We start from the raw sequence: 25,333 nt of genomic DNA, 5'->3' as shown, positions 1-25,333 counted from the left end.
CATGCCGACGCCATCTGAAGTCCCAGTCGAGCGCTTCGATCTGATCGCCGGTGTGAAGTCGTTGGCACGACCGGCTGGTCACGCCGTGCCCGCGGCGCGCCCCCGGGTGAAGACCACGGCGACCGCAGCCGTGAGCAGAATGCATCCCAGCACCAGGAACGTGTCCGAAAAGGCCATGACGAGGGATTGCTGCTCGACCAACGTGCCCAGCAGAACCTCGGCCTGATGTCGGGCAAGTTCGGGGTCACCGGTTCCTTGCTGCAGGAACCTGTGTTGCGCTTCCGCGAGGAATTGCTCGACGTTGGCGTCATAGGCCGTGACTGACTGTCCAACGATGTTGGAATGGAACTGTTCGCGCTTGGTGATGACTGTGGCGAGCGCCGCCGTGCCGACCGCGCCTCCCAGGTTGCGCATCATGTTGAATACGCCCGACGCCGCGCCCGACATCTCCTTCGGGATGCCGATGAGGGCGATGCCCGCAAGCGGCGCAAGCACGACCGCCTGACCGAGCGCGCGAACGATGTTGGACGACATGAACTGGTCGGCCCCGCTGTCGGCGCTGAGATGAGTGTTCATGAAGCAACTGGCGGCGAAGACCAAAAGGCCGGCAACGACGATGGCGCGCGCGTCGAAGCGCTTCTGCAGCAAGGGTACGAACGGTATGATCAGGAGTTGTGGCAACCCGACCCACGCCAGCACCAGGCCAACCTGCTCGGCGTTATAGCCCTGGATCTCCTGCAGATAGGCCGGCAGGACATAGACCGAACCGTACAGCGCGACGCCTACCGCGATGTTGGCCACCGTGCCTAGCGCGAAGTTGCGATGGCCGAGAAGCCTGAGGTGAACCGCCGGGTTCGGGCTCCTGAGCTCGATGGCGACGAAGATCCCGAGTGCGACACCCGCGATGATGGAAAGGCGCACGATGAGCGGCGAACCGAACCAGTCGTCGGTGTTGCCCTCGTCCAGAACCGTCTGGAGGCAGGCAAGTCCGATCGCCATGAAGGCTATGCCCCACCAGTCGCCCTGCCTCAGCAGCCCGAGATTCATTCTCTGCCGTTCGAGCGTTGGATAGAGCAGCGTCAGCATCACGGCGCCCGGGACCAGATTGACGAGAAAGATGTACTGCCATCCGTAGTTCTCGGTCAGATAGCCGCCGATCGTGGGACCGATGGAGGGTCCGAAGGTCGCGGTCATCGCGAAGACAGCGAGGCCCACCGGCTGCTGGCGCCTGGGTAATGTGGTCAGCACGCGTGCAAACGCCAGAGGGATGAACACGCCGCCCCAGAAGCCCTGCATGCCGCGCAGCACGATCATCTCGGGAAGACTGGTCGCGAAGGCGCAGGCGACAGAAAAGAGAAGGAACAGCCAGACGCTGGTGAGCAGGAAGCGGCGCACGGTGAAGACGCGGCTGAAATAGTCGGTCAGCGGGATCATGATGATCTCGCCGATCAGGTAGGCGGTGGAAATCCAGGTCCCGTTGTCGGCGCCCGTTCCGATGCCGCCTTCGATCTCCGGCAGCGAAGAGTTGGTGATCTGGATGTCGAGGACGGCGATCAGCGCGCCGAGCATGCATCCGAAGACGGATACCCATTCCCGGAAGCTGGCGTTCCGTTGTTCCGGCGGCGCGCTGGGCTGGTCGGGGCCGGACATGAAACCTGCGCCCCTACTTGGCCGAAGGAGAGTGGCCGATTTCGATCGTGGTGGTTACGGACATGCCCGGCAGCAGCCGTCCCGCCAGAGGGTCCGTCCGGTCGATCGCGATCTTGACCGGTATGCGCTGGACGATCTTGGTGAAGTTGCCCGTTGCGTTGTCAGGCGGCAGCAGCGAGAATTCCTGTCCGCTCGCCGGTGCGATGCTTTCGACCGTGCCTCGCACCGGAGTGCCCGCGAACGTGTCGACATCGATCCGAACGGGCTGGCCGGGCTCGACATCGGCGAGTTGCGTTTCCTTGTAGTTGGCGACGATATAGGTGTTGGCGAGCGGTACGATCGCGAGCAACTGCGTGCCGGGCTGCACGTAGAGGCCGACTCTCAACTGGCGCATGCCGACCACGCCGTCGACCGGCGCGCGCAGCACCGAATAACCGAGGTTGAGCTCAGCCTGTTCCTGTACCGCCTTGTTGTGCTGCAGCGCTGCTCTGGCGCCCGCGAGTTGTGCATTCAACGTGGCGACCTGCGCCTGCGCGGCGTCGAGTGCTGCCTTGTCCTTGGCGACTATCGCCGATGCGGCGGCGATCTGGGAAGCCGCCTGCTGCGCGTTCTGCACCGAGCCGTAACCGGTGTCGGCAAGCGTACCGAAGCGCTTGTTGTTCTGCCGGGCATAGGTCTCGGTCGCCCGGTCGGCATCGAGCGTGGCGCTCGCCTCCTCGATCAGGGCCTGCTGCTCCCCGAGCTGCGCCTCGGCGCTTTCGATCGCTGCCTGAGCGCCGGCGACATCGGCTTTGGCCTGGTCGACGGCCGCCTGATAGTCGCGAGGGTCGATCGTCGCCAGGATGTCACCAGCCTTGACATGCTGGTTGTCGGAAACAGCGACGCTCGCAAGATATCCTGCAACCTGCGGCGCAATGGCGACTATGTCGGCCTGTACATAGGCGTCGTCGGTCGCCTCTTCAAAGCGCCAGACCGTCCAGAATTGCCAACCCAGATAGGCTCCCGCTCCAAGCAGGGCGATGGCGGCGGCCCCCAAGGCAGCCCGCTTGAGGATCGACAGCTTCGATTGCTCCGTCTGCGCCGGGGCGGGTTGAGCTGCGTCCGCTTTCAGGCTTGCGGGGTGAATCACGACGTTCATGTGTCGCTCCATGCGTTTCGATGGGTCGTACTCCGGCGCCGTTCAGGCGAGGTCAGGCCGGTTTCGCGGACTTTTGCTAAACCATTGGTCGATTGATCGAACGCCAGCGGCCCGGCGTATGCCCGACGACTTTCTTGAATACGGTGGTGAAGTGGGCCTGCGTCTGGAATCCGACGTCCATCGCAATGAAGGCCAATGTGTCGTCGGTCCGGACGAGGAGATCCTTGGCCCGTTCTATGCGCCGCCGCACCACATAGTCATGCGGCCGCATACCGGTCGCCGCGCGAAAGCGCGCGGCAAAATACATACGGCTCAGCCCGGCTATCCTTGCCAGTTCGGACAAGGGCAGCGCTCGGCCGATGTGTTCCTCGACATAGGCTGTGACGCGCTTCAGACGCCACTTCTGCAATTCATCAGCTTGATTTTCCGCTTTCCCGGGACGAGAGCTCAACAGACGCGCAACCAGCGCCAGCCGCAACGCGGTCTCGTAGGCGCCATCGTCATCCTCGTCGCCCGCGCGCCCAAGCCCGTCGAGCAGACGCCGCGCCACCGGATCTTCCGACAAGGTCTCGGAGATCAGGTCAAGCGGCATGTCGAATGCAGCCGGCGGCGTGCCCTCGGCATCCCACGAAAAGGCTTTCAAAACATCGATCCGGCGTATCTCATTCGCGGCGAGAAGGCCGATCGGCAGGTTGCGGGTTCGGATGTGGTCGGTGGTACGAATGACCATGTCGGAAATCCTTTTGCTTCAGGCGGGCTTCCAACAACTGGCCGCCGATGAATTGGTCGGCGGCGCTGGATCAGCGGATGTTCCGCCCGATGACATGGAGAAGGATATTCCCAGGACCGGCGACGCCAATCATACGGTCGTCTCGACACCCATCCTGTCGTAGCGCTCCGCGTAAACCTCCGTATAGGCTCCCCTTTGGCGCCTGCGGAAACGACGGTCGGTTGCCCCCGACAACCAACATCGCCGAATCCTCCTGCTGCCCGAAGGAGTGAACCAGCACCTTCGATCAACGCGTCGTCCTACACGCGGTCGATCGTCATCGGCCTGATCTCATTCTGGCTGTGGCCCACGCTTCGCTTCCTGATGGCGCGGGCGAGGTTCGGCAAGGACTAGCCGGCCGGCTCCTCGCGGCGGAGCCTCACGCGGCGCAGGACGAGCACCGTGACCGTCACCAGGATCAGGATGACTGAGATCGCGGCGATCGCCGGATCGATGTTGTCGCGCAGTCCCATCCACATCAGGCGGGGCAGCGTGATGGCATTGACGCTCGTAATGAACAGCGTCACGCCGATCTCTTCCCAGGACAGCACGAAGGACAACAGCGCCGCGGCGGCGATGCCGAACTTGATGTTGGGGATGATGATCTGCGTCGCGCGTTCCCATGTGCTGGCGCCAAGGCCCCGCGCGGCGAGGTCGATGCGCCGGTCGACCTGGGAGAGCGCTACCAGGATGAGGACGGTGGCGAAGGGCACGGTCATGATCGAATGCGCCATGGCGACGCCGAGCCAGGTATCGTAGCCGAAGCCCGGAATCAGGCCCGTCAGCGAGGTCAGCAGGAAATAGATCGTGATCGCCGACACGACCGGCGGCACCACCATGGGCAGGAGCACGAAGCCGACGAGCAGCGCCGTGAAGCGCGGCTGGAACATCCACACGCCGAGGCTGAAGCAGAGCGCCAGAAGCGTCGAGAAGACGCTGCTTGCGATGCCGATGCGGATCGATAACAGGATGCTGTCGATCCAGCGCGGGTCTTCGACCAACGTCCGGTAGTGCCTGAGCGAAAGCTCGCCCGACGGCATCGCCAGCATGCGCGACGGCGTGAAAGAGACCGGCACGACGGCGAGCAACGGCATCAACAGGAACAGCGCCACCAGCGTGGCGGCGATCAGCGAAACGGGACCGGGGCGATAGGTCGGCATCGCGGCGCTTCCTAAACCATCTGCTTTGGCCGCACATAGCGGAAGAGCAGCGCCATGAGCAGACCGACGAAGAGAACGAGCACGACGCTGATCGCCGCCCCCAGACCCCAGTCGGGGCTCTGGAAGATGCGCAGGTAGACGAGTTCCGCCACCAACACGCTGCGGCCCCCGCCGAGTATGGCCGGCGTCACGAAGAACCCAAGCGCGAAGACGAAGACGATCAGCGCCGCGCCGATGACGCCCGATGCGGTCATCGGCACGAAGATCGTCCAGAACGTCCGAGTCCGGCTTGCGCCGAGGCCGCGCGCGGCAAGCAGCACGCGGTCGTCGAGGTTGCGCATCGCCGAGGCCAAGGGGAATACCGCGAATGGCGTGAGGAAATGCGTCATGCCGATGATGACGCCGAGTTCGTTGCGCACCAGCGCGAGCGGCTCCGAGATGAAGCCGATCGATTGCAGCCAGGTATTGATGAGGCCGCGGTTGGACAGAAGCGCTACCCAGCCGAAGGCGCGCGTCAGCACCGAGATCCAGAACGGGATCAGGATGCAGAACTCCGCGATCATGCGCTGGGTCGGCGTGCCGCGCACCCAAACCACCGTGATCGCATAGGCCGCGACCACCGAGGCGATGGTGACGACGATGCAGATGCGGAGCGTGCGTACGAACACCGACTGCACCAGCGGATCGGTCAGCAGCGCGCCATACTGCCCGAGACCGGGCTCGGGCAACGTGAAACTCCAGGAGACTACACCCAGGAACGGCCAGAGGTAGGCGATTGCCAGAAAGACGAGGAGCGGCGCCGTGAGCAGCGCCGCGCCCCCCTTGTTCGAGAGGTGCCGCATCGTCCGCCGCAGGTCAGGCGGAGATGATCTTGGTGTATTCGTCGAGCGCGGCGCCGTAGTTTGCGGCGTACCACTCCATGTCGAGCGCAATCTGCTTGGACATGTTGGCTGGATCGACCGGGTTGATGCGCTTCTTGTCCTCGGGAATCAGCGCATCGGCGGCAGGGTTGGCCGGTCCCTGGCCGAGCTTGTCGAACATCACCAACTGCTTCGCGGGGTCCTGGGCGCTGGCGATGAATTTCATCGCCGCGTCCTTGCCGCCGGGATTGCCCTTCAGAACGGCCAGCGCGCCCGGCGAGATCAGGCCCTGGTCCCAGATGAATTTGATCTTGCCGCCGGAGTCCTGCTCGATCAGCGAAGCACGCGTCGACCAGACGATCGCCATCGAGGCCTCGCCGTCGAGCAGCACGCTCTGGCTCTCCGCGCCGCCGCCCCAATAGGCGACGACGTTCTCCTTGAAGGCGGCGATCTTGTCGTGCGCGCGCTTGAGGTCGAGCGGATAGAGTTCCGCCGGCGCGACGCCGTCGGCAAGCAGCGCCGCTTCCCAGCTCGAGACGCCCCACTTGTAGAGCGAACGCTTGCCGGGGAACTTCGCAACGTCGAAGAAGTCGGCCATTCCGGTCGGCGCCGTGTCGCCGAATTTCTCGGAATCGTAGGCGATCACATAGGAGAAGAAATAGGTCGAGGCGGCGTAGTCCCAGCCGAAGCCCGGCCGCATCTTGTTCTTGTCGACGACCGCGTAGTCGATCGGCTCGAGCATGCCCTTTGCGCCGAGCGTGATCGCCGAGAACGGATCGACATCAACCAGGTCCCAGGACGGGCTGCCGCTCTTGAACTGAGCCTCGATGGCGCCCTCGGTCGGTCCCGACCCATCCATCTTGACGACAATGCCGGTGTCCTTGGTGAAGGGCTGACCGTAGGCAGCGTCATAGGCCGTGATGGCGTCGCCGCCCCAGTTGACCAGCACCAGTTCCTTGGCCTGCGCGAAGGCGCCGGTCGGGCGCAGCAGCATCGGACCGCCGGCCAGCACTAGCGCCGACAGCTGCGTGAACTGCCGCCGCGAGATCTCGCCTCGCGCGGCGCGGCCGACCAACGATTCCACTGCCTGCTTCTTTGTCTCGTTCGTCATGTTCGTTCCCCATTTTGTTTGCTGTTGATCGTGAAGGACATTCGCTACGCGCCGTTCGCGAGGAGGATGCCCCTTTCCGCCGGCCAGGTGAGCCAGACCGAACCGTCGCCGCCCAATGCGGTCGCGGCGATTTCGTTGGGCACGGAAACCGAAAGCCGGGTGCCCTGCTTCGTCAGCAGATCCAGCCTGGTGGCCGAGCCGAGATAGGTTGACGACGTGGCGCGCGCGGCTATCGCGTTCTGTCCGGGCGAGGCTTGCGCGCCTATCGACATGTATTCCGGGCGGATCGCCAGCAAGGCATCGCCGGTGACTCCAGTGGCGCCGCGCACCGTCACGGCGCTTTCCTCGCAGAGGCCCGTCGCAGCTCCGTTCTCCTGCCGGACGTCCTTCAGCGGCAACATGTTGATCTCGCCCAGGAACTCGGCCACGAAGCGATTTGCCGGTCGGTCGTATACTTCCTGCGGCGTTCCGACCTGAAGCAGTTCGCCATGATTGAAGATGGCAATCCGCGAGGCCAGCGCCAGCGCCTCGGTCTGGTCGTGCGTCACGAAGACGAAGGTCGTTCCCGTCTCCTCGTGAAGGCGCTTCATCTCAGCCTGCATCTGGCCGCGCAGGCCCTTGTCGAGGGCGGAGAACGGCTCGTCGAGAAGCAGCACGCCGGGATCGAAGACCAGCGCGCGGGCCAGCGCCACGCGCTGTTGCTGGCCACCTGACAGCTGCGAGGGGAGCTTACGCTCGTGGCCTTTCAGGCCGACGCGCTCGATCATCTCGGCGACCCGCGCCTTGATGTCGGCGGCCGGGCGTTTGCGCACCTTGAGCGGGAAGGCGATGTTGGCTTCCACGCTCATGTGGGGAAAGAGCGCGTAGCCCTGGAACACCATGCCGGCCGCGCGCAGTTCAGCCGGCATTTCCGTGATGTCGGCGCCGTCGCTGAAGAGCCTGCCCTCGGTGGGAGCGAGGAAGCCGGCGAGGATCATGAGGAAGGTCGTCTTGCCGGAACCGGACGGCCCGAGCAGCGCCAGGAACTCGCCGCGACCGATGTCCAGCGTCAGGTCGTTCAGCGCACGGAACTGGCCGAAGCTCTTGCCGATCCCGATCGCCTCGATTTGCGCGGCCCGTCCAGGCTGATGCATACCGCCATCCCTGACTGTCCTGTCAAAATCGTAGGCAGGGTTTGGGCGCGCCGCAATCGAATAGTTTTCGCCTTACAGGCAAATTCTATTCACTATTACCGACCTCGGGCAGAGCTAGGTGCGGCCGGGCGCCGCCTCGGCCAGCCGGGACTTGAGCCATCCGCTGAACGCCTTGGTGATGGGGTGATCGGCCTTCGTTCGCTCGGTGACCAGGAAATAGGAGCGCGGCGACTTGATCGCGATGTCGAAGGGGCGCACCAGCCGGCCTTCGTCAAGCGCCTTGCGGCTGGTCAGTTCGTCGCCCATCGCGACGCCTTGGCCGGCGATCGCGGAGGAGAAGACGAGGTTCATGTCGGAGAAGACGATGCCGCATTCCGGGTCGGGATTCTCCACGCCTGTCGCGGCGAACCAGCGCGACCAGTCCTCGAAATCGACAAGATGGAGCAGGTTGGCGCGCAACAGGTCCTGCGGCTTGGTCAGGCCGCCGAGCCTGTTGAGAAGGCTCGGGCTGCAAAGAGGGGTGAACTCGATCTCGCAGAGCAGATCGACCGCATGATTCGGCCAGTTCCCGATGCCGAAGGAAATGAAGACGTCGGCCTCGGTGTTGCTGACGTCATCGAGCCGTCGCGGCGTCACGATGTTCAGCGCCACGTCCGGATACATTTCCTGGAAGCTCGCGATGTGCGTGCAGAGCCAGAGCGAGGCGAAACCCGGCGTGCTGCTGACGTGAAGCGAGCCGCCGATGACAGAGCTGTCGTGGCGCTGGCCGGCCTCGCCGATGACCGTCAGCGCCTTGCGAACGTCGAGCGCGTAGCGGCGGCCCTGGGGCGTCAGCGCCACGCCCTTGCCGACCCGCTGCAGAAGCACGAAGCCGAGCTCGCGCTCGAGGAGCCGCAACTGGTGGCTGACGGCGCTGCGCGTCAGGTTGAGTTCGTCAGCCGCGCGCCAAACGCTGCCGTGGCGGGCGAAACTGTCCAGCGCGCGCAAGGCCTGTGTCGACGGTACCCGCAGTGGTGTCCCCTGAGGTGAATGGAATTTGCGCAAGAGCGGAAAACATATCACTTTTTGATCCGGCAGTTCACTGCTTTCCTTCGCCGACGGAGGAAAATCGCAATGACGCCTGCACAGGCGACCGCGCTCACTTTTGTCGACGAGACCCGGCGCCTCCTGTCCGCCTGGACCAGGACCATCTTCGATTTCGGCGAAACCGCATGGCGCGAGTACCAGTCGGCGGCGTGGTATGTCGATCTCCTGAAACGCGAGGGTTTCTCGGTCGAGGAAGGGTCAGGCGGAATGCCCACCGCCTTCTGCGCGCATTGGTCGAACGGTCCCGGGCCGACGATCGGAATGTACGCGGAATACGACGCTGTACCGGGAAACTGCCAGGATGCTGCGACGGAACAACGCCCGCGACCCGGGCTCAGCGTCCATGCCGGCGGTCACACCGACCCGCATTCGGGGCTGGGCATTTCCAGTCTCGGCGCGCTGCTGGCGACCAAGGCTGCCATGCAGCGTCACGGCCTCTCGGGCACGCTTCGCTTTACCGGCGAGCCGGCCGAGAAGGTGCGGGGGTCGAAGCCGATCCACGCTGCGAAGGGATACTATGACGGCCTGGACGGTATGATCTCCTTCCATCCTTTCTACATGCTGCCGCTCTGCAACACCGCGCGCTGGGACACGCATTGCGGCGCTGCCTACGCGATGATCTATCGTTTCGTCTGCGACGAGCCCGAACGATGGGCACGCTCCGCGGATGATGGCGCGCCGATCCCGCAGTCGCATTCGGCGGTGCGTGCGCCGGGCGCCAACGACGCGCTGATGATGATGTACATGGCATCTAAGGCGCTTCGCGATTCGATGCTGCCGCATCAGGGTGGCTGGTCGATCAGCGAGGCGATACTGACCGCGGGGCAGGCGACCGCCGACAATCTGCCGGCGGGGCTGGCCGAGATCCAGTACATGATCCGCACGCCGACCGTGGCGATGGCCGAGCGGGCGAGCGCCGTTCTCGACGCCAATGCCGACGCCGCCGCGCGCATGGCGGGATGCCGCTTCGAGCGCCATTGGGTCTCCAAGTCGAGGCCGGGCCTTGCCAACCACGCCATGGCGCAGGTCGCCTACGAAGCGCTCCAGGCAGTCGGGCCGCCGCGCTGGGACGAGGCAGCAAGGGTTGTCGCACGCGAGATCCAGAAGAACGCCGGCGTCGATCCCATGGCAGCCCCAATCCTCGACGAATGCGAGCGTCTGATTGCGCCGCAGGAGGCCGAGACGATCCTGCGCCGCGACCTGCCGCCCTCCCAGGTCAACTCGACATCCGACGACTACACCGACATGTCCTGGCATGCGCCCACCGCGCGCCTCTACGTCGCCCGTCCCGCCCTGAAGGCTCCCTCCGGCTTTTCTTATCCTTCCTGGGTGATGAATGCGCTCGGCGGCATTGCCGAGACCATCGACCCCATGGTGGTCTGCGCGGCAAAGGCGGTGGCGCTATCGGCGCTGCGCCTTTTCGAGGATCCGTCCGCCCGCAAGGCTTCCCGCAACGAATTCGTCGAGCGCACCGGCGGCGGCATAGGCGGCTCGCGCTGGACCGCGCCGCTCTGCGACTACGAACCGCCCATCCATTTCCGCTGGCCGGAATATGTCACTACGCCGCGCGGCCGCGACTGGTGGATTCCGACCGTATCGAACACATGAAACGAGGAGACTCATTATGACACGGCATGAAAGCATCACGGCAGCGGAACATTTCTCCCTTCAACGCCGCAACCCGGCCGGAGGGACCGCGCCTCTCGCCGGCTGGGGTTTTCGCAACGAGACAGATCCCCTGACCGACGTGCTGCTCGGCTCGCCGGCCTTCCTGCGCCATCTCGCGACCAGTTCGCTGTCGAGGAAGCATCTGCGCGAGGCGCCCTGCAACATCCAGACCGCCCAGGCGCAGCACAAGGACCTGGTGGCCGCCTACGAGAATTTCGGCGTCAAGATCCATTGGCACGACCCGACGCCGGAACTGCCGATGCAGGTCTATGCCCGCGACTCCAGTGTGATGACCCCCTACGGCGCGATCATCACCGCGATGGCCAACTGGTGGCGGCGCGGTGAGAACTACGCCGCCATCCGCACCTACGAGAAGCTCGGTATCCCGATCTACGACATGGTGACATCCGGCACCTTCGAGGGTGGCGATTTCAACGTGATCGAGGAAGGCGTTGTCCTGATCGGCTGTGGCGGCGCCCGGACGCAGGAGGAGGGCGCCCGCCAGGTGCAGGCGTGGTTCGAGAAGGAGGGCTGGGAGACCCGGCTTGCCTTCATCGACGAATATTACGTGCATATCGACCTGATGGTCGTGCCGATCGCCGAGAAGCTGACCGCCGTCTGCCTCGCTTGCACCGAGCCGGCGATCGTCGACTGGCTGAAGGGCAAGGGACACGAGATCATCGACGTGCCGTTCCAGGACACGATGGCGCTCGGCTGCAACTTCATGTCGCTCGGCAAGGATCGCGTGATTGCGCCAACGGTATCGAAGGCGCTGATCGGCCAGTTGAAGGCGCGCGGCTTCGAGGTCGCCGCCGTCGACATGAGCGAGATCTCCAAGACCGGCGGCGGCATTCACTGCATGGCGCAGGCCCTGAAGCGCGCAGCGGCCTGAGATGGCAAAAGCCAAAGCAGCGCGATTCCGACCAGCAGGCCCGGCTGCGCGCGCTGACCAAATCGTGAAGCGCAAGGCTGCGGCGGCCGAAGGGTAACCGCCGCGGTCCAAGGGCTTAGGACCGCCGCCACAGGAGCGCCCGGGCTACAAGCCTCTATTTAGCCGCTTGCCCTCTCCGGTATCGAAGAAATGCAGATGGCCCTCGGGGAAACTGACGAAGGCGCCGTCAGCGGGCAACGGAACATCCTCAGGGAATGCAACAGTCAGTTCCGTGTCGCCGACGCGGCCATGGATGATCTTCTGCGAGCCGAGTTCTTCCACAAGAGAGATCGCATAGGGAAGGCTGTTTCCACTCCTTGTGCCGCTCAGCTTGATGCGCTCGGGCCGGATGCCGAGGATGACCTCGCCGCCAGGCGCGCGCTCGACCGCAAGCCGATCGCCCGAGGGCAGTTCCAGCGCCTTCCCGTCGGATTTCAGCCGGATCAGGTTCATCGACGGCGAGCCGATGAACGTCGCGACGAAGAGGCTTGCCGGCTTCTCGTAGATTTCCAGCGGCTTGCCGATCTGCTCGATCGCACCATGGTTGAGCACGACGATGCGGTCCGACATTGTCATGGCCTCGACCTGGTCATGGGTGACGTAGAGCGTCGTGATCCCCAGCCGCTGCTGCAGCTCCCGGATCTCCACGCGCATGTGGTTGCGCAGTTTCGCGTCGAGGTTGGACAGCGGCTCGTCGAACAGAAAGGCCGCCGGCTCGCGCATGATCGCACGTCCCATCGCCACACGCTGCTGCTGACCGCCGGAGAGCTGCGCCGGCCGGCGTTCCAGCAATTGGTCGATCTGCAGGAGCTGCGAAACCTCGCCGACGCGCTTCTTGATCCGCTCTGCCGGTGTCTTGCGGATGCGCAATCCGTAGGCGAGATTCTCGAACACCGTCTTGTGCGGATAGAGCGCGTAGTTCTGGAACACCATAGCAATGTCGCGATCCTTGGGCTCCAGCGGCGTGACGACCTTGTCGTTGATGACGATCTCACCGCTCGTCAGCTCCTCGAGCCCGGCGACGATGCGCAGGATCGTCGACTTGCCGCAGCCCGATGGCCCAAGCAGGCTGATGAACTCGCGATCATCTACCTGCAGCGAGAAGTCGCCGATGACTTCGAGCGCGCCGAACTTCTTCTTCAGATGCTTGATTTCGATGTTGGCCATGCGACGGCTCCCTAATCCTTGATGGCGCCCATGGACATGCCGCGGACCATGTATCGTTGCGCGAGGAACGAGAAGACCAGGACCGGCGCGACAAGGACCATTCCGGCCGCCGCCACGTAGTTCCAGCCGACTTCCGTCCAGGTGATGAATTCAGGAATCGCCACCGGCAGCGTCTTGGCCTGCGACTTGGTCAGGATCAGCGCGAAGAGGAACTCGTTCCACGAGAAGATGATGCAGAATATGCCCACCGCGAGGATGCTCGGCCGCAGCACCGGGATGAGGATGTCGCGGATCGCGCCAAGCTGCGACTGCCCGTCGACCATCGCCGCCTCCTCGAGCTGGACCGGAACCGACTTGATGAAGCCGGTCATCATCCAGACGACGAAGGGCAGGTTGAACGAGGTATAGGCGATGATCAGGCCGATCTTGCTGTCGAGCAGGTCCAGGCTGTTGAAGATCATGAAGATCGGCAGCGCCGCCACGATGGGCGGGAACATCCGGATCGACAGGATGTAGAAGGCGAGATCGTCGCGTCCGCGAAACTTGTAGCGGGCAAGGCCGTAGGCCGCGATGGTCCCGAACACCAGCGAGAACAGCGTGCTGCCCACCGACACGATCGCCGTGTTGGTGAGCATCTGCAGGATCGGCTTCGTTTCGAAGATGAAGCGGTAGGAATCGAGCGTCGGCGTGAACCAGAAGGTCGAGGCGACCCCGTCGTAGATCTGCTGCTGCGTCTTGAAGGATGAGACGATCAGATAGGCGATCGGTAGCAGGGTGAAGACGCCATAGACGGCCAGGATGGCGTAGCAGGCGATCCAGTAGGCGCGGCTTTTCGGGGCCATCCTCAGTCCCCCTTCTGGACGTTCATGAATCGGCTGAGCAGCTTCGTCATGATGGTGATGAGGACCAGCATGGACAGCGCGATGATGGCGCCCTGATGCATGAAGAAATATTCGAACGACGACCGGAAGGCCATCACGGCAAGCGTTTCTGTCACCCGCCCCGGCCCGCCATTGGTCATGATGTAGATGATGTCGAACATACGGTTGAACGCATCGATGGTGCGGATCAGCAGCGCGATGACGATGATCGGCTTCATCATCGGCAGCATGATGTCGCGGAAGATCTGGAAGCTGTTTGCGCCGTCCACCTGGGCCGCTTCGAACGGCGACTGCGGCAGCGCCCGCATGCCGGCGAGCAGCAGCAGCAGCATGAAGGGCGTCCATTGCCAGACATCGGCGATGACCACGCCGATCAGCGCGGTCGATGGTTCGTTCAGGATCGAGTAGTTGACCACCCCCAGCGCCTTCAGCAGGCCGGCGATAAGGCCGAACTCTCCATTGAAGAGAAAGCGCCAGATCGTACCGACCACGACGGGCGTCAGCATCATCGGCATCAGGAAGAAGGGGAACAGAAGGTCGCGGCCCCGGAAGCTGTTGAAGAAGAAATAGGCCAACATCAGGCCGAGCACGAATTCGATCGCGACGACGGATATGACGAGAATGAGCGTGGTGACGAACGAGTCCCAATATTCGGGACTTTCGAGGAACACCTCGCGCAGATTGTCCTGCAGCGACCATCCCTCCAGCATCGGGTTGGTCAGGATCACCGTGTGGCTCGCCAGATAGAGCGAATAGAGCAGCGGGAAGAAGGTGATCGACAAGAGGATGATGAGGGTCGGCGACAGGAAGAACAGCGGCCTCAGGCGGCGGTGCAACGGCGCGCGATAGATCTTTTCACCGGGCATGGACGCGGTTCCGTCGGCAAGGGTCGGATTGGGATCGGACGGGTGGAACCCCGGCGCTGCACGCGCCGGAGTTCCTGAAGCGTGGGCGGTCGATCAGAGCAGCTCGACCTTGGGCGTGCCCTTGTAGTTCGACGTGACCGACTTCGGATATTCCTTGTCGCCCTTGTAGAAGCCGTACTGGCGCATCAGCTTGCCGACGTCCTTGTCCGCCTTCACGACGGCTTCCTCGACGCTGATCTTGCCGATCATGCAGTCCTGGAAAGCAATGGCGACCGTGTCTTCCCACTGCCGCTCGTTGGCGATCTTCGGCGCATCCCAGAGCTTCTTGCCGACCAGCTTGGTGGATTCCAGCAGGATCGGGAAGTGGCCGTAACGTTCGGAGTACTTCTCCAGGAGCTTGATGCGCGACGGTCCGGCGTCGCCGGCCTGGACGAGCTTCTCCTGCGTGCCTGGCGAGGACAGCCACTGCGAGAACAGATAGGCTGCCTCCTTGTTGGCCGACGACTTCGCCATGCCGAGGCCGAAGCTGGCGAGGCGGGTGTAGCCGCCGACGACCTCTCCGTTCGGCGCCGGTTTATCGTAGCCCGTGGGCGCCCAGGCATAGCCATTCTTGCCGGCCACCTTCGACTGCGCCGGGTCTTCCTGGACCGCGAAGATCATCGCCCAGTTCAGGTTCATGGCGATGTTGCCCTGAGCATAGGCGGCCGACGCTTCACCCAGCTCGAAGTCGAGCGAGCCGGGAGGCGTAAGCTTGTTCTGGTAGATGTCGCGGATGAGCTGCATCGCCAGCTTCGCATTCTCGAAATTCTCGGCTGGCTGCGAGAAGGTCGGATGCAGATAATCGTCGAAGACGGTGCCGCCCATCGACAGGAATGGAATGGTCACCATTTCCATCATGGCCGTGCGCTGGCCGTGGATGGTGTAGCCGTATTTGCCGTCCTTGCTGAAATGCGCCGCCTGGTCGTAGAGCTCCTTCCAGGTCACCGGCGCCTTGAGGCCTGCCTCGCCATACCAGTCCTTGCGATAGGCCAGGATCGGGAAGGTATTCATGTTGGAGAACATGTAGACTTGGTCGAGGAAGCTATTGGTGCGCTGGCACTCGACGGAAAGATCGGCATAGTCGAAGGTCGGATCCATCAGCTTGGGATCGGCCATGAAATCGGTCATCGGCTCCATGTAGGGCGCATAGCCGGGGAACCAGATGGAATCGATGTTGTAGAGGTCGTACTCGTCCGATCCGGTCGCGAGGAGCTGCATATGCTTGCCGACGGCTTCGCCATACTGCACGGAATCGAGCTGGATCTTGATGCCCGTCGTGGACTCGAACTCGGGGATGAGCGCACGCATGAAGTCATTGTGCGGATAGCCGGCAAGGTTCGAGACGCGCACCGTGGCGCCGGAATAGGGCTTGGCGGCCTCGGCAAGGGTCCAGCCTTCGGCATGCGCCATGCGCGGCCGCAGGATGCCGCCGCCGACGCCCGCCGCGGCGAAGCCCGCCGCCAGCATGCTGGAGTTCTTCAGGAATTCGCGGCGGCTGGTCGAAACCTCCTCCAGAAAACCCATGCGGTTCGCAAGGGATTTCCCGAAGGCATTCATCATCTGTTTTGTATCGCGGTTCATAGTCTTCCTCCCAAAAACAGTTGGCCGTAGTTACGCGTAGGTCATGGTATCGAGGTCGATCAGCTCGACCTTGTATCCGTCAGGATCCTCGATGAAGGCGATGTGGGTGGTGCCGTGCATCATCGGCCCCGGTTTGCGCGGGATCTTGGCGCCCTCGGCTTCCAGCTGCTTGCAGATGCCATGGATGTCACGAACGCCAAGCGCGATGTGGCCGTAGGCGGTGCCGAGTTCGTAGCCCTCGGGCTTGTCCCAATTGTAGGTCAGCTCGATGACGGCGGTGCTCTCTTCCGGCCCATAGCCGACGAAGGCCAGGGTGAATTTTCCATCCGGAAACTCATTGCGCCGCAACAGCTTCATACCGAGCAGCCGCGTGTAGAAGTCGATCGACTTGTCGAGGTCTTTCACACGAAGCATCGTGTGCATGAGGTGGAATTTCGATCCGTCCATCAGCGGTTCCCTTTTGTTGAAATGCCTTCGTCGCGGGCCACTTGCATTGCGCCGCAGCCGAAGCCCGCTTTCCTGGATGCCATGAGGATGCGGCACATCTCGCCATTGGCGCGTGCGCTAGTTGTCACCTTGCGGAGTTCGCGCATGTGGTCCGTCAGTCCGTCGACCGGGATGGCGATGCCTTCGGCGCCGGTCAGGGCGACGGCATCGGCGGTCATGGGCAGTCCGATCTCCGCGCGCTTCTCAAGGTAAGCGTCCCAAAGCTCGCGAAGGCGCCCTCCCTGCCCATCGGCGAGACGTTCGAACTCATCGATCCTCGTCTGCAGCAGGAATGCGCCAGAAAAACCCTGGCGGGTCATGAAGGAGATCAGTTCCCCTTGCCGCATCAGGAATGCCTTCTCGGCAAAGGTCCGGCGAAGATCCGAAAGGTCGCCGCGCGCCTGGGCAGGAAATACGTCGGCGAATTCGAGCCCCTCGGTGATCCCGCGATTCATCTCATCGGCGGCGAAATGATCCACCAGTTGCATCCGGAAACTGCGGACCCAATGCAGCGCCAGAACCGCCGCGCGCATTTCGCCGCCCATGAGATAGACGAAGTTCGCGGGACACCAGAAGGTCGGCAGCCGCAGGGCGATTTCGACGGCACCATCGTCGATGCGCACATCGATGATGAAATCGAGCGCGGCGATCGTCTCGTCGATTTCGGGATCGCGCACCGACGAGATCGCGGCCCGCACTTCGGCTTCGCGGTCATGCATTGGCGGGCTCGCCGCCTGGAGTGATGTTCCTGATGCCATTTCAGGCTGCCCTGTCGAGCTGGAACATCTCGGGGACTTCGATGTCGTAGAGCTTGGCGGCGTTCAGCCCCATGATCTTGCGCTTGACGTCAAGCGTCAGCTGCGTGCCAGCCTCCTGCGCTGTTTCGTCATCGAACTCGAAGTTCATGAACTTCTCGATGATCCACTTTGGGCTGGTGATCGCGTAGTCCGAGCCGAACAGGAGCCTGTCCGGACCCACCCAGAACAGCAGGTCGCTCATCATCCTGGCGAAAAATTTCGGACGGGCATGGATGTAGGACGGGATCAGCGCCAGGCCGCCATAGACGTTAGGCTCCTGCCCCGCCACGAAGCAGAAATCGTCGATGCGCGGCATACCGCAATGGTCGACGATGAAGTTGAGGTCGGGAAAGTTCGTGGCGATCACATCGACGTCGCGCACGTCGAACGCATCGTAGTCGAGCGGATGCGTGGTCGGTCCCTTGTGCACATGGATGTTGCGGATACCGAGTGAGCGGCACTTCTCCATGTACGGCTCGACGAAGCCGTCCTTCAGTGAATAACCGCGCGAGACGCCGTTCCATTCGGCTGTGTAGAGCTTCACGCCCTGAAACTTGTAGGTCTCGAAATCCTCTTCCAACTGATCGAGGCCCATCGCGCCGTCGCGCGGGTCGCAGCGCCCGTTCAGCACCACTTTTTCGGGATGCAGATCCTTGAGGGTCGCACAGAGCTTGGTCGTATTGAAGCCGTTGACGTAAAAGTCGCGGAGATAGACCGGCAGCATGACGGCCATGTCGCAATAGCCGTCCTCGAAGAGATCCTTTGCGGCCCCTTTCGCGCCGTAATAGTCGAAGCGCTCCTTGTCCCAGCGCTGGTTCGGCGGCGTCAGCCCGACATGAGCCCCGTAGAACGTGTCGATGAAGGTCTGGCCGTACCGGTTGCGGCGGTTCTCCGGCCGCGCATCCCATACATGGACATGCGCGTCGATGACGAAGACCTTTTCGCCCTTCTCCGTGACGTACATCGGTTTGCCTCCTCCCAGAGCGGCGGCCTTCGGACCGCCTTCCCAACTTTGAGACTTGCCAATATTGTTGGGTCATCATAATGTTGGACAACTCAACATATGCGGATCAGTTCGGTTGTGTCAACCGTCCGCCGGGAGGAACGATGCTGGGTGGTTCGAGCGCTGGAGATCGAAGTCCGGAGGCTTTGATCGGGTCGTTGTCGCGGGCAATCGACCCGCGGCAGATCGTGAGCTTGGAACTGACGGCGAAGTATGACCAGGACTGGACCGGGGATCATGTCGGGCGTTCGCTCGCCGTGGTGCGGCCGCGCAATGTCGAGGAGGTTGCCGCGGTCGTCCGCTGGTGCGGCGCAAACAACGTTCCCGCGGTGCCACAGGGCGGCAATACCGGTCTCGTCGCCGCGGCGACGCCATCCGGTGATGGCCGCGAACTGATCATCAGCCTGGAACTCATGAACTCAATTCGATCGATCGATCCGGCCGATGGGGTTGCGGTCGTCGAGGCCGGCTGCGTCCTGGCCGACCTAAAGGCGGCCGTCGAAGAGAAGGGTGCATTCTTTCCCCTGTCGATCGGTTCGCAGGGAAGTTGCCAGATCGGCGGCACAATCTCGACCAATGCCGGCGGAATCAATGTCGTTCGCTACGGAATGGCGCGTTCGCTCGTGATGGGTCTCGAAGTGGTGCTGCCGGACGGCCGCATTTTCCGCGACCTGCGCGGTCTTCACAAGAACAATACCGGCTACGACCTGAAACAGATGTTCATCGGCGCGGAAGGTACGCTCGGAATTGTCACGGCGGCCGCGGTAAAGATCCAGCCGAAGCCGTCCCAATGCGAGACGATGTTTCTGGCGACCGCATCAATCGAAGATACTATACGCCTGTTCCACCGGATAAGGCAGGACGCCGGTGACCTGATCTCGGCGTTCGAACTGATGCTGGGCACATCGATCCAGCGCGTATGCGAGACCGAACAGGGCATACGCAACCCGTTACCCCAGCTCTATCCCGCCTACGCCATCGTCGAAGTGTCGGCGACGGGTGGACCGCCCTTGCGCGCCTGGCTGGAATCATATCTGGCGCAGCATCTGGAGGAAGGACAGCTACTCGACGGCGTGATTGCCGAGAGCGGCGAGCAGGTGGCCAACATCTGGAACCTGCGGGAGGGCATCGTTGAAAGTCAGGCTCGACTTGGCGTATATTTGAGGACCGATGTCTCGACGCCGATATCCGCCGTGGCGGATTTCATCGCAAAGGGCACGGAGTTGGTCGGGCGCCTTGTACCGGGCGCGCAGGTGCACCCTTATGGCCATGTCGGCGACGGCAATCTGCATTTCAACGTTCTGCGTCCGCTCGATATGACGCCAAGCGATTTCCAGCCGCACATCCATCGCATCGAAGCTGCGCTGTTCGAACTGGTCGACAAGTATGACGGCAGCATCAGCGCCGAACACGGCATCGGGATTGCCAAGCGCAGTGCGTTCAGGGCTCGGGTCGACAGCGTGCAAAGAGATTTGATGACCAAGCTTAAGAATGTCATCGACCCGCAGGGTCTCATGAGTCCAGGGCGGATTTTCTCCAAGGAATAATCCAGATGTCGTTTAAGCCAGAGCAAATCGGCCGCACGCCCTATCTCCCCGACCGCATCGCTGACCAGATCAAGCAGGAGATCAACGAGAATCATTTAGGCCCCGGCGAACGCTTGCCGACCGAGCAATTTCTGGCGGAAACCTATGGCGTAAGCCGCAATGTGGTTCGGGAAGCAATCGCTCGCCTGCGCAACGAGGGCATCGTCGAATCCCGACAAGGCATCGGCGCCTTCGTCGCTTTGCGGCCGCGGCCGATTCTTCGTCTAGGCAACAACAACAGCCTGAATTCTCTCGCCCGTCACCAAAGCCTGTTCGAACTGCGTGCATCGCTGGAGGTCCGTGCGGCGGAACTTGCCGCCATGCGACGCTCGGAAGCGCATATGGAGGAAATCCAAAGCGCCTACGACAACATGGTCAAGACCATGAGCTGGGGCAAGGACAGCGTCGAGTACGACATTGCCTTCCACCGGACGATCGCGGCTGCGACCGGCAACCCGTTCATGCTCGACACCATCTCCTTCATCGCCGAGCATCTGCGCGAGAGCATCGAACTGACGCGCGCATTCAGCAGCATCGATGAAGTCAATGCAGTGACGACGGAGGAGCATGCGGCGATCCTGGATGCATTGCGAAAGAAGGATCCCGTGGCGGCCCGGCAGGCCATGAACGCTCATCTGACCAATGCCGCCGCGCGCATAGGCATCCATCAGGAACTGTAGAAGGCTGAGCTACCCGGACGATCCGGTTCAGCCAGGGAGGAAGCATGTACCTGAGCAAATTCGATCTCACTGGCCGTGTGGCGGTGGTGACCGGCGCCGGCCAGGGTATCGGCCTTGCCTGCGCGCACGCCCTTTGCGAGGCAGGCGCAACAGTCGTCTTGACCGATATGAACGAGCAGCGCTGCGAAAGCGGCCGCGCTGAATTGAAGGCGCGGGGCTACGACGTCGAGACAAGGATACTGGATGTCACGCAAAGCACCTCGATCGATGCGGTTGCTCGCGACCTGGCGGCCGCAGGGCGAAGCGCCGACATCCTCGTCTGCAACGCCGGCATCGCCCAGGCCGGCACGCCCGCCGAGGATCTGACCGACAACGACTGGCAGCGCATGATCGACATAAATTTCACTGGGGTCTTCCGCAGCTGCCGCGCGTTTGGTCGACACATGCTGGAGAAGGGCACCGGTTCGATCGTCAACATCGGTTCCATGTCCGGCACGATCGTCAACAGACCCCAGGCACAGGCCCACTACAACGCCGCGAAAGCCGGCGTACATCATCTGACCAAGTCCATGGCCGCGGAATGGGCGACGCGCGGCGTGCGCGTCAATGCGGTCGCGCCGACCTACGTCAACACTCCACTTCTCGAGTTCGCTCGTGAGGACAAGCCGATGTTCGACGAATGGCTTGACCAGACGCCTATGCATCGAATCGGTGAGCCGGAGGAGATCGCGTCGGTCGTCTTGTTTCTGGCATCCGATGCCTCCAGCGTGCTCACCGGCTCGATCATCGCGGCCGATGCCGGCTACACCTGCTGGTAAGGGAATTTCTAAACATCGACCGCAACCATCGCCGGATCGTGAATGCATGCTCAGGATCGGGCTCTTTGGGATGAATCATCCAATGACCAATAACAGGCCCGACCTGCCGAAAACCATGCGCGCCATCGTGTGCCACGGTCCCCAGGACTATCGCCTGGAAAGACTGCCCGTCCCCTCTCCGGGACATGGCGAGGTGCTGACGCGAATCCGGTATGCCGGCATCTGCGCAAGCGACCTTAAGTGCTATCTGGGTGCGCCCATGTTCTGGGGCACGGGGCAGGCGCCAGGCGGGTACTGCCAACCGCCTATCACAGCGGGTCATGAATTCATCGCCGAAGTCGTCTCGCTGGGTGAGGGCGCCGGCTTGAAATACGGTTTTGAAATCGGGGACCGCGTCATATCGGAACAGATCGTGCCCTGTCGTCAATGCAGGTTCTGCCGCAACGGCCAACACTGGATGTGCGACATCAACGACGTCTACGGCTTCCGCCAGAATACACCCGGGGCGTGGGCTGATTACATGCTGTTCCCCGCCAATGCGATCAACTACAAGGTTCCCGATACGATACCCCTCGATCATGCCACCTTCATAGAACCGCTCGCCTGCGCGATTCACGCTGTTCAACAGGGCAACATTCAACTCGACGATACGGTCGTCATCGCTGGCTGTGGTCCTTTAGGGCTTGGCATGGTCGCTGCCGCCAGACTCAAGGGTGCGGCCCGCATAATCGCCGTCGATCTCCATGACGACCGTCTCGCGGCCGCACGCAAGGTTGGCGCGGACATCGGCCTGAACCCGGGAAAATGTGATGTCGTCGCTGAGGTCAAAGGGGTGACTGAAGGATACGGCTGCGACGTCTATATCGAGGCGACGGGCAGCCCATCGGGCGTAACTCAGGGCCTGGAGATGGTCCGCAAGCTCGGCACTTTCGTGGAGTTCAGCGTCTTCACGCAATCCGCCTCCGTTGACTGGACGATTATCGGAGACCGCAAGGAGCTTACCATAAAAGGCTCGCACCTCAGCCCGCATTGCTATCCCATAGCGATCCGCATGCTGGAACAGCAGCTTTTGCCGATGGAAGAGATCATGACGCACCGTATCTCGCTGGAGGACTTCAAATCCGGCATCCAAATGGTCAAGGACGGCGCTTCCTCGGTGAAGGTGATTTTCGATTTGACGCTTGGCGCACAGCAGATCCGCTGAACGGAAGATCCGAACCGGCGGCAGAATCCTCGGGTCGCGAGGATCATCGGAATACCGATCCAGCTGATGCCGAACGTCAGTGCGACGTAGCCCATCGCCGGATGGCGTATGAGCCAGCTCAGGCGAGGACGGCTTCGACCGGCCGGCGCGCCGAGTATGGAAGTGAAGGGCCATAGCCAAAGCGCATGACGATATCGGGGCGTCGCCCAGGCAAGCCGACCAGGGTCGCCAGTTCAGGCCGCAGGCTCGCGACTTCAAAAGGCTGGTTGATAAAGGCGTGCTTGAGACCGAGCGCAGTGGCTTGCAGCGCGAAGCGCTGACAGGCGCGACCAGCCAGGATCCAGTGCTCGCGATCGTCCTTGTGGGCAACGAATACCGCAACCCCGGCGGTCGAAGCGAGCTGTCCGGCGTACTTCTCGTTCTCGGCTTCGGCCTTGAAAGCGAGATCAAACATCATTGGCCCGAGCCAGGCCGGGAGTGCGGGACTTCCGGACGAAGCGCTGAACAGGCCGTCGCCGGTCCTCATCGCCTGCCGGGGGCTGAAGCGCAGCCAGGCCTTCAGTTCACGCACGAAGGCCGGATCGGCCAGCTGCGCACTGTTCCCGGCAACAACCAGATCGCGGACACGCTCGATCCGGGGCCGATCCGTGATTAGAACCAGATCGACGCCCGGCATGGCCGCCGCCGCAGCGAGGCTTTGCAGATCGACGGTGCTGACCGGCTTGCCGTCATAGATGCCGCGGGTCGATTGCCGCTTGGGGATTGCGACGAACAACATGGGCTCGGCTGGCAATCCGCCTCCGAAAGCGAACGCGATGGAACCGTCATCGGCCGGGTTGAAGCGCAGTGCGCCCGGCCTTCCGCGCGCACTGCAGGCGATGGCCAGGTTTTCCGCCGCGCAACCGAGGCTGGCGTACATATGGTGATTGTCCGGGTCGACGATCGTGATCTGTCGCGTCATGTCGGGCAGGATTTCCATGCCGCCGTCGCTGATCTTGAACCGCCAAGGCTGGGTGTTGTGGCTGTTAGCGGCAAGCGTCGCGTACCGGATAAGATCGCTTGCCTCGGGCGCCTGCTTCAATGCCTCCCGCGTCGCTGCAACTGCCGCGTTGTACTCCTCCATTGACCCCATGCTTCGGAGCGAGAAATACGTCGCTCCGATACCAGCGACAGCCAGCCCGGCGCCGCCTGCCAAAAAAAGCCGCCTGTTCATCGGAATTCCGATCTGTTCGAAGTGGACGATGCGGTCAATGATGACCGGCGCGGTCGGGCATGGCCCAAGCGAACACCCAAGAGCGAACGAGGTTCTCCGTCAACTCAATCACGATCACGGACAGCGGTCCAGGCATTCCGCCCGCCCTTCTCGACAAAGCCTTCGAGCCGTTCTTCCATGTCGATCCAGCCCGTCGACAGTCGGTGCCGGGTACCGGTCTCGGTCTTGCCATCGCCAAGGAAATCATCGAGCGCTACGGCGGAAGCATCACCTTGGCAAATCGGCCGGCCGGCGGATTGCTGCAGACTGTTGTCTTTAGCTTGGCAAGTCGTCAAAGCTAATGCAGTAGGCAAAAATACAACGTCTGCAACTGGCGCAAGCTCAGGACCGGGAAGAGCAGCTTGTGGGTAGCAAATTCCACGTGCCGAAGCAAAGCGGTCGTCGATGCCGGTCACCGCGAGATCGTCGCGGCTTGCGATGCCGTTGCCGCGATCGAAGATGGTTTCATAATCCACGAAATGGATGAGGAGACCGACAATGGCTAAGCTGCCATCCGGGCAAGGAGGCCTTTGCTCAGATGAACGAAAACTGTGTTGTCGCCAAAATCGGAAGGCTTGCGAGCGGCGATCGAAACGCTTCGGGCATGAGTCGGGGATGCCCAGGCTAAGCCTCTCAGTAACATGCTATCAGCGACGAAAGACGCGCCCCAGCTTCTCTGTCGGGAAAGCCAAGATCAAGCACGCTGCTCATGTGGTCCGCGTCGGTAAGGGCGGATAGCGAGACATCGCAGCCAGCCTGCTTTATCTGCCATGCGAGCCCGCCTGCCTGCGCATGGAATGGAGCCGTTTCTCGTTCGCCGTACAAGATCACCGTCTCCACTCGAGGCTGGAAGTGCTTGTCGATCGGCGAGAACTGGCTGACCTCGTCGTCGGTCAGTTGAATGAGCGGTTGCAGGAATGATTGGCGCAGCGGTCTAATATTGTAGACACCGCCGAGGAGGAGTGCGGCGCGCGGTGGGACTTCTTCGTCCTCGGTGAACAGAAAAGTTGCGAGATGCGCCCCGGCCGAGTGGCCGCTTACTGTAAGCCGCGAGGCGTCACCACCATAGAAGTGGATGTTCTCCAGCACCCATGTCTTCGCGTCTCGAACCTGGCGAACCACGTCGGCCAGCCTGACGGAGGGCATCAGGTCGTGGTCAAGCACAACTGCAATAGCGCCGGCGCCGACAATTGTTCTCGCTACATAGGAAAAGTCATCCTTCGAGAACATCCGCCAGTAGCCTCCGTGGATGAAGATGTGCACCGGAAGGCCCGCACGTTTGGCGGAAGATGCTGACGACGGCACGAACACATCGAGCCGTTGGCCGGGGGCCGGACCGTAGGTCACATCCGCAATCACCTGGAGTTCATTTCGCGTCTCGGCGCTGAGACGCTTGTACTCCAGCACTTTGTCGTCGAAATCGGGAACGTGATCGCGCGTGCGGAACAAGTCGATCGACAATGAACT

General features: G+C 62.5%; 24 protein-coding genes and 1 pseudogene. 8 read left to right on the top strand and 17 right to left on the bottom strand.

Annotated features, from left to right (window positions below; genetic code table 11):
* Positions 1-78: 78 nt before the first annotated feature.
* The 3 genes from ABLE71_RS03700 to ABLE71_RS03690 all read right to left on the bottom strand — a co-directional run bounded on the left by ABLE71_RS03700 (position 79) and on the right by ABLE71_RS03690 (position 3,380).
* Positions 79-1,650: a DHA2 family efflux MFS transporter permease subunit gene (locus tag ABLE71_RS03700; protein WP_348782000.1), complete on the bottom strand. Its 1,572-nt coding sequence runs from the start codon at positions 1,648-1,650 to the stop codon at positions 79-81.
* Positions 1,651-1,663: 13 nt separating this feature from the next.
* A complete protein-coding gene (locus ABLE71_RS03695) occupies positions 1,664-2,788 on the bottom strand; it encodes an HlyD family secretion protein (RefSeq protein WP_348781999.1) in 1,125 nt (374 codons plus the stop codon).
* 76 nt (positions 2,789-2,864) lie between these two features.
* The gene (locus ABLE71_RS03690) at positions 2,865-3,380 is read right to left on the bottom strand and encodes an AraC family transcriptional regulator (protein WP_348781998.1); all 516 of its coding nucleotides are present in this window, start codon (positions 3,378-3,380) and stop codon (positions 2,865-2,867) included.
* A 130-nt stretch (positions 3,381-3,510) separates the two neighbouring features.
* Between ABLE71_RS03690 and ABLE71_RS03685 the strand changes: the two genes are divergently transcribed.
* Positions 3,511-3,681 carry a hypothetical protein gene (locus tag ABLE71_RS03685; RefSeq protein ID WP_348781997.1) on the top strand — a complete coding sequence of 57 codons (171 nt, stop codon included), beginning with the start codon at positions 3,511-3,513 and terminating at the stop codon, positions 3,679-3,681.
* 226 nt (positions 3,682-3,907) lie between these two features.
* Here ABLE71_RS03685 and ABLE71_RS03680 read toward each other — a convergent pair whose 3' ends face one another.
* The 5 genes from ABLE71_RS03680 to ABLE71_RS03660 all read right to left on the bottom strand — a co-directional run bounded on the left by ABLE71_RS03680 (position 3,908) and on the right by ABLE71_RS03660 (position 8,832).
* Positions 3,908-4,717 carry an ABC transporter permease gene (locus ABLE71_RS03680; RefSeq protein WP_348781996.1) on the bottom strand — a complete coding sequence of 270 codons (810 nt, stop codon included), beginning with the start codon at positions 4,715-4,717 and terminating at the stop codon, positions 3,908-3,910.
* A gap of 11 nt (positions 4,718-4,728) precedes the next feature.
* Positions 4,729-5,559, bottom strand: a complete 831-nt coding sequence (locus tag ABLE71_RS03675) for an ABC transporter permease (protein WP_348781995.1) — start codon at positions 5,557-5,559, stop codon at positions 4,729-4,731.
* Positions 5,560-5,572: 13 nt separating this feature from the next.
* Entirely contained in the window at positions 5,573-6,688 is a 1,116-nt protein-coding gene (locus tag ABLE71_RS03670; RefSeq protein ID WP_348781994.1) for an ABC transporter substrate-binding protein, read from the bottom strand.
* A 44-nt stretch (positions 6,689-6,732) separates the two neighbouring features.
* Positions 6,733-7,821 (bottom strand): ABC transporter ATP-binding protein, encoded by a 1,089-nt coding sequence (locus ABLE71_RS03665; RefSeq protein ID WP_348781993.1) that lies wholly within the window; start codon positions 7,819-7,821, stop codon positions 6,733-6,735.
* Between the two features lie 114 nt (positions 7,822-7,935).
* A complete protein-coding gene (locus ABLE71_RS03660) occupies positions 7,936-8,832 on the bottom strand; it encodes a LysR substrate-binding domain-containing protein (protein ID WP_348783656.1) in 897 nt (298 codons plus the stop codon).
* 102 nt (positions 8,833-8,934) lie between these two features.
* Between ABLE71_RS03660 and ABLE71_RS03655 the strand changes: the two genes are divergently transcribed.
* Both ABLE71_RS03655 and ABLE71_RS03650 read left to right on the top strand, forming a co-directional pair.
* On the top strand, positions 8,935-10,515 hold the full coding sequence (locus tag ABLE71_RS03655; RefSeq protein ID WP_348781992.1) for an amidohydrolase: 1,581 nt from the start codon (positions 8,935-8,937) through the stop codon (positions 10,513-10,515).
* A 16-nt stretch (positions 10,516-10,531) separates the two neighbouring features.
* Entirely contained in the window at positions 10,532-11,467 is a 936-nt protein-coding gene (locus ABLE71_RS03650; protein WP_348781991.1) for a dimethylarginine dimethylaminohydrolase family protein, read from the top strand.
* 144 nt (positions 11,468-11,611) lie between these two features.
* Here the strand turns inward: ABLE71_RS03650 and ugpC are convergent, their stop codons facing one another.
* The 7 genes from ugpC to ABLE71_RS03615 all read right to left on the bottom strand — a co-directional run bounded on the left by ugpC (position 11,612) and on the right by ABLE71_RS03615 (position 18,287).
* Complete coding sequence (ugpC, locus tag ABLE71_RS03645; protein ID WP_348781990.1) at positions 11,612-12,673, bottom strand: sn-glycerol-3-phosphate ABC transporter ATP-binding protein UgpC; 1,062 nt, start codon at positions 12,671-12,673, stop codon at positions 11,612-11,614.
* Between the two features lie 11 nt (positions 12,674-12,684).
* A complete protein-coding gene (locus tag ABLE71_RS03640; RefSeq protein ID WP_348781989.1) occupies positions 12,685-13,515 on the bottom strand; it encodes a carbohydrate ABC transporter permease in 831 nt (276 codons plus the stop codon).
* 2 nt (positions 13,516-13,517) lie between these two features.
* A complete protein-coding gene (locus tag ABLE71_RS03635; protein WP_348781988.1) occupies positions 13,518-14,420 on the bottom strand; it encodes a sugar ABC transporter permease in 903 nt (300 codons plus the stop codon).
* 93 nt (positions 14,421-14,513) lie between these two features.
* Positions 14,514-16,040 carry an extracellular solute-binding protein gene (locus ABLE71_RS03630; RefSeq protein WP_348781987.1) on the bottom strand — a complete coding sequence of 509 codons (1,527 nt, stop codon included), beginning with the start codon at positions 16,038-16,040 and terminating at the stop codon, positions 14,514-14,516.
* A 30-nt stretch (positions 16,041-16,070) separates the two neighbouring features.
* On the bottom strand, positions 16,071-16,487 hold the full coding sequence (gene gloA, locus ABLE71_RS03625) for a lactoylglutathione lyase (protein WP_348781986.1): 417 nt from the start codon (positions 16,485-16,487) through the stop codon (positions 16,071-16,073).
* Positions 16,487-17,245, bottom strand: a complete 759-nt coding sequence (locus ABLE71_RS03620) for an iron-sulfur cluster assembly protein (RefSeq protein WP_348781985.1) — start codon at positions 17,243-17,245, stop codon at positions 16,487-16,489. Before ABLE71_RS03620 ends, gloA begins: the two co-directional genes overlap by 1 nt.
* A 40-nt stretch (positions 17,246-17,285) precedes the next feature.
* Positions 17,286-18,287 carry an amidohydrolase family protein gene (locus tag ABLE71_RS03615; protein WP_348781984.1) on the bottom strand — a complete coding sequence of 334 codons (1,002 nt, stop codon included), beginning with the start codon at positions 18,285-18,287 and terminating at the stop codon, positions 17,286-17,288.
* A 227-nt stretch (positions 18,288-18,514) separates the two neighbouring features.
* On the opposite strand from ABLE71_RS03615, the gene ABLE71_RS03610 reads away from it, so the two are divergent.
* The 4 genes from ABLE71_RS03610 (at position 18,515) to ABLE71_RS03595 (ending at position 22,614) form a co-directional block, all read left to right on the top strand.
* Positions 18,515-19,873 (top strand): FAD-binding oxidoreductase, encoded by a 1,359-nt coding sequence (locus ABLE71_RS03610; protein ID WP_348781983.1) that lies wholly within the window; start codon positions 18,515-18,517, stop codon positions 19,871-19,873.
* Between the two features lie 5 nt (positions 19,874-19,878).
* The gene (locus ABLE71_RS03605; protein WP_348781982.1) at positions 19,879-20,592 is read left to right on the top strand and encodes a FadR/GntR family transcriptional regulator; all 714 of its coding nucleotides are present in this window, start codon (positions 19,879-19,881) and stop codon (positions 20,590-20,592) included.
* 44 nt (positions 20,593-20,636) lie between these two features.
* Positions 20,637-21,410, top strand: a complete 774-nt coding sequence (locus tag ABLE71_RS03600; RefSeq protein ID WP_348781981.1) for an SDR family oxidoreductase — start codon at positions 20,637-20,639, stop codon at positions 21,408-21,410.
* An 82-nt stretch (positions 21,411-21,492) separates the two neighbouring features.
* Positions 21,493-22,614: a zinc-binding dehydrogenase gene (locus ABLE71_RS03595; RefSeq protein ID WP_348781980.1), complete on the top strand. Its 1,122-nt coding sequence runs from the start codon at positions 21,493-21,495 to the stop codon at positions 22,612-22,614.
* Positions 22,615-22,732: 118 nt separating this feature from the next.
* On the opposite strand, the gene ABLE71_RS03590 is transcribed toward ABLE71_RS03595, so the two are convergent.
* Positions 22,733-23,827 carry a nitroreductase family protein gene (locus tag ABLE71_RS03590; protein WP_348781979.1) on the bottom strand — a complete coding sequence of 365 codons (1,095 nt, stop codon included), beginning with the start codon at positions 23,825-23,827 and terminating at the stop codon, positions 22,733-22,735.
* A 107-nt stretch (positions 23,828-23,934) separates the two neighbouring features.
* Here ABLE71_RS03590 and ABLE71_RS03585 point away from each other — a divergent pair.
* Positions 23,935-24,168, top strand: a pseudogene (locus ABLE71_RS03585) (ATP-binding protein); the annotation flags it as partial.
* 331 nt (positions 24,169-24,499) lie between these two features.
* Here the strand turns inward: ABLE71_RS03585 and ABLE71_RS03580 are convergent.
* Positions 24,500-25,327, bottom strand: a complete 828-nt coding sequence (locus ABLE71_RS03580; protein WP_348781978.1) for an alpha/beta hydrolase — start codon at positions 25,325-25,327, stop codon at positions 24,500-24,502.
* Between the last annotated feature and the right edge of the window lie 6 nt (positions 25,328-25,333).

It is taken from the genome of Mesorhizobium sp. KR9-304 (assembly GCF_040049215.1).
Taxonomy (GTDB): domain Bacteria; phylum Pseudomonadota; class Alphaproteobacteria; order Rhizobiales; family Rhizobiaceae; genus Mesorhizobium_K.
Note: the sequence above shows the minus strand (reverse complement) of the source record. Positions and strands in the feature narration are given on the sequence as shown.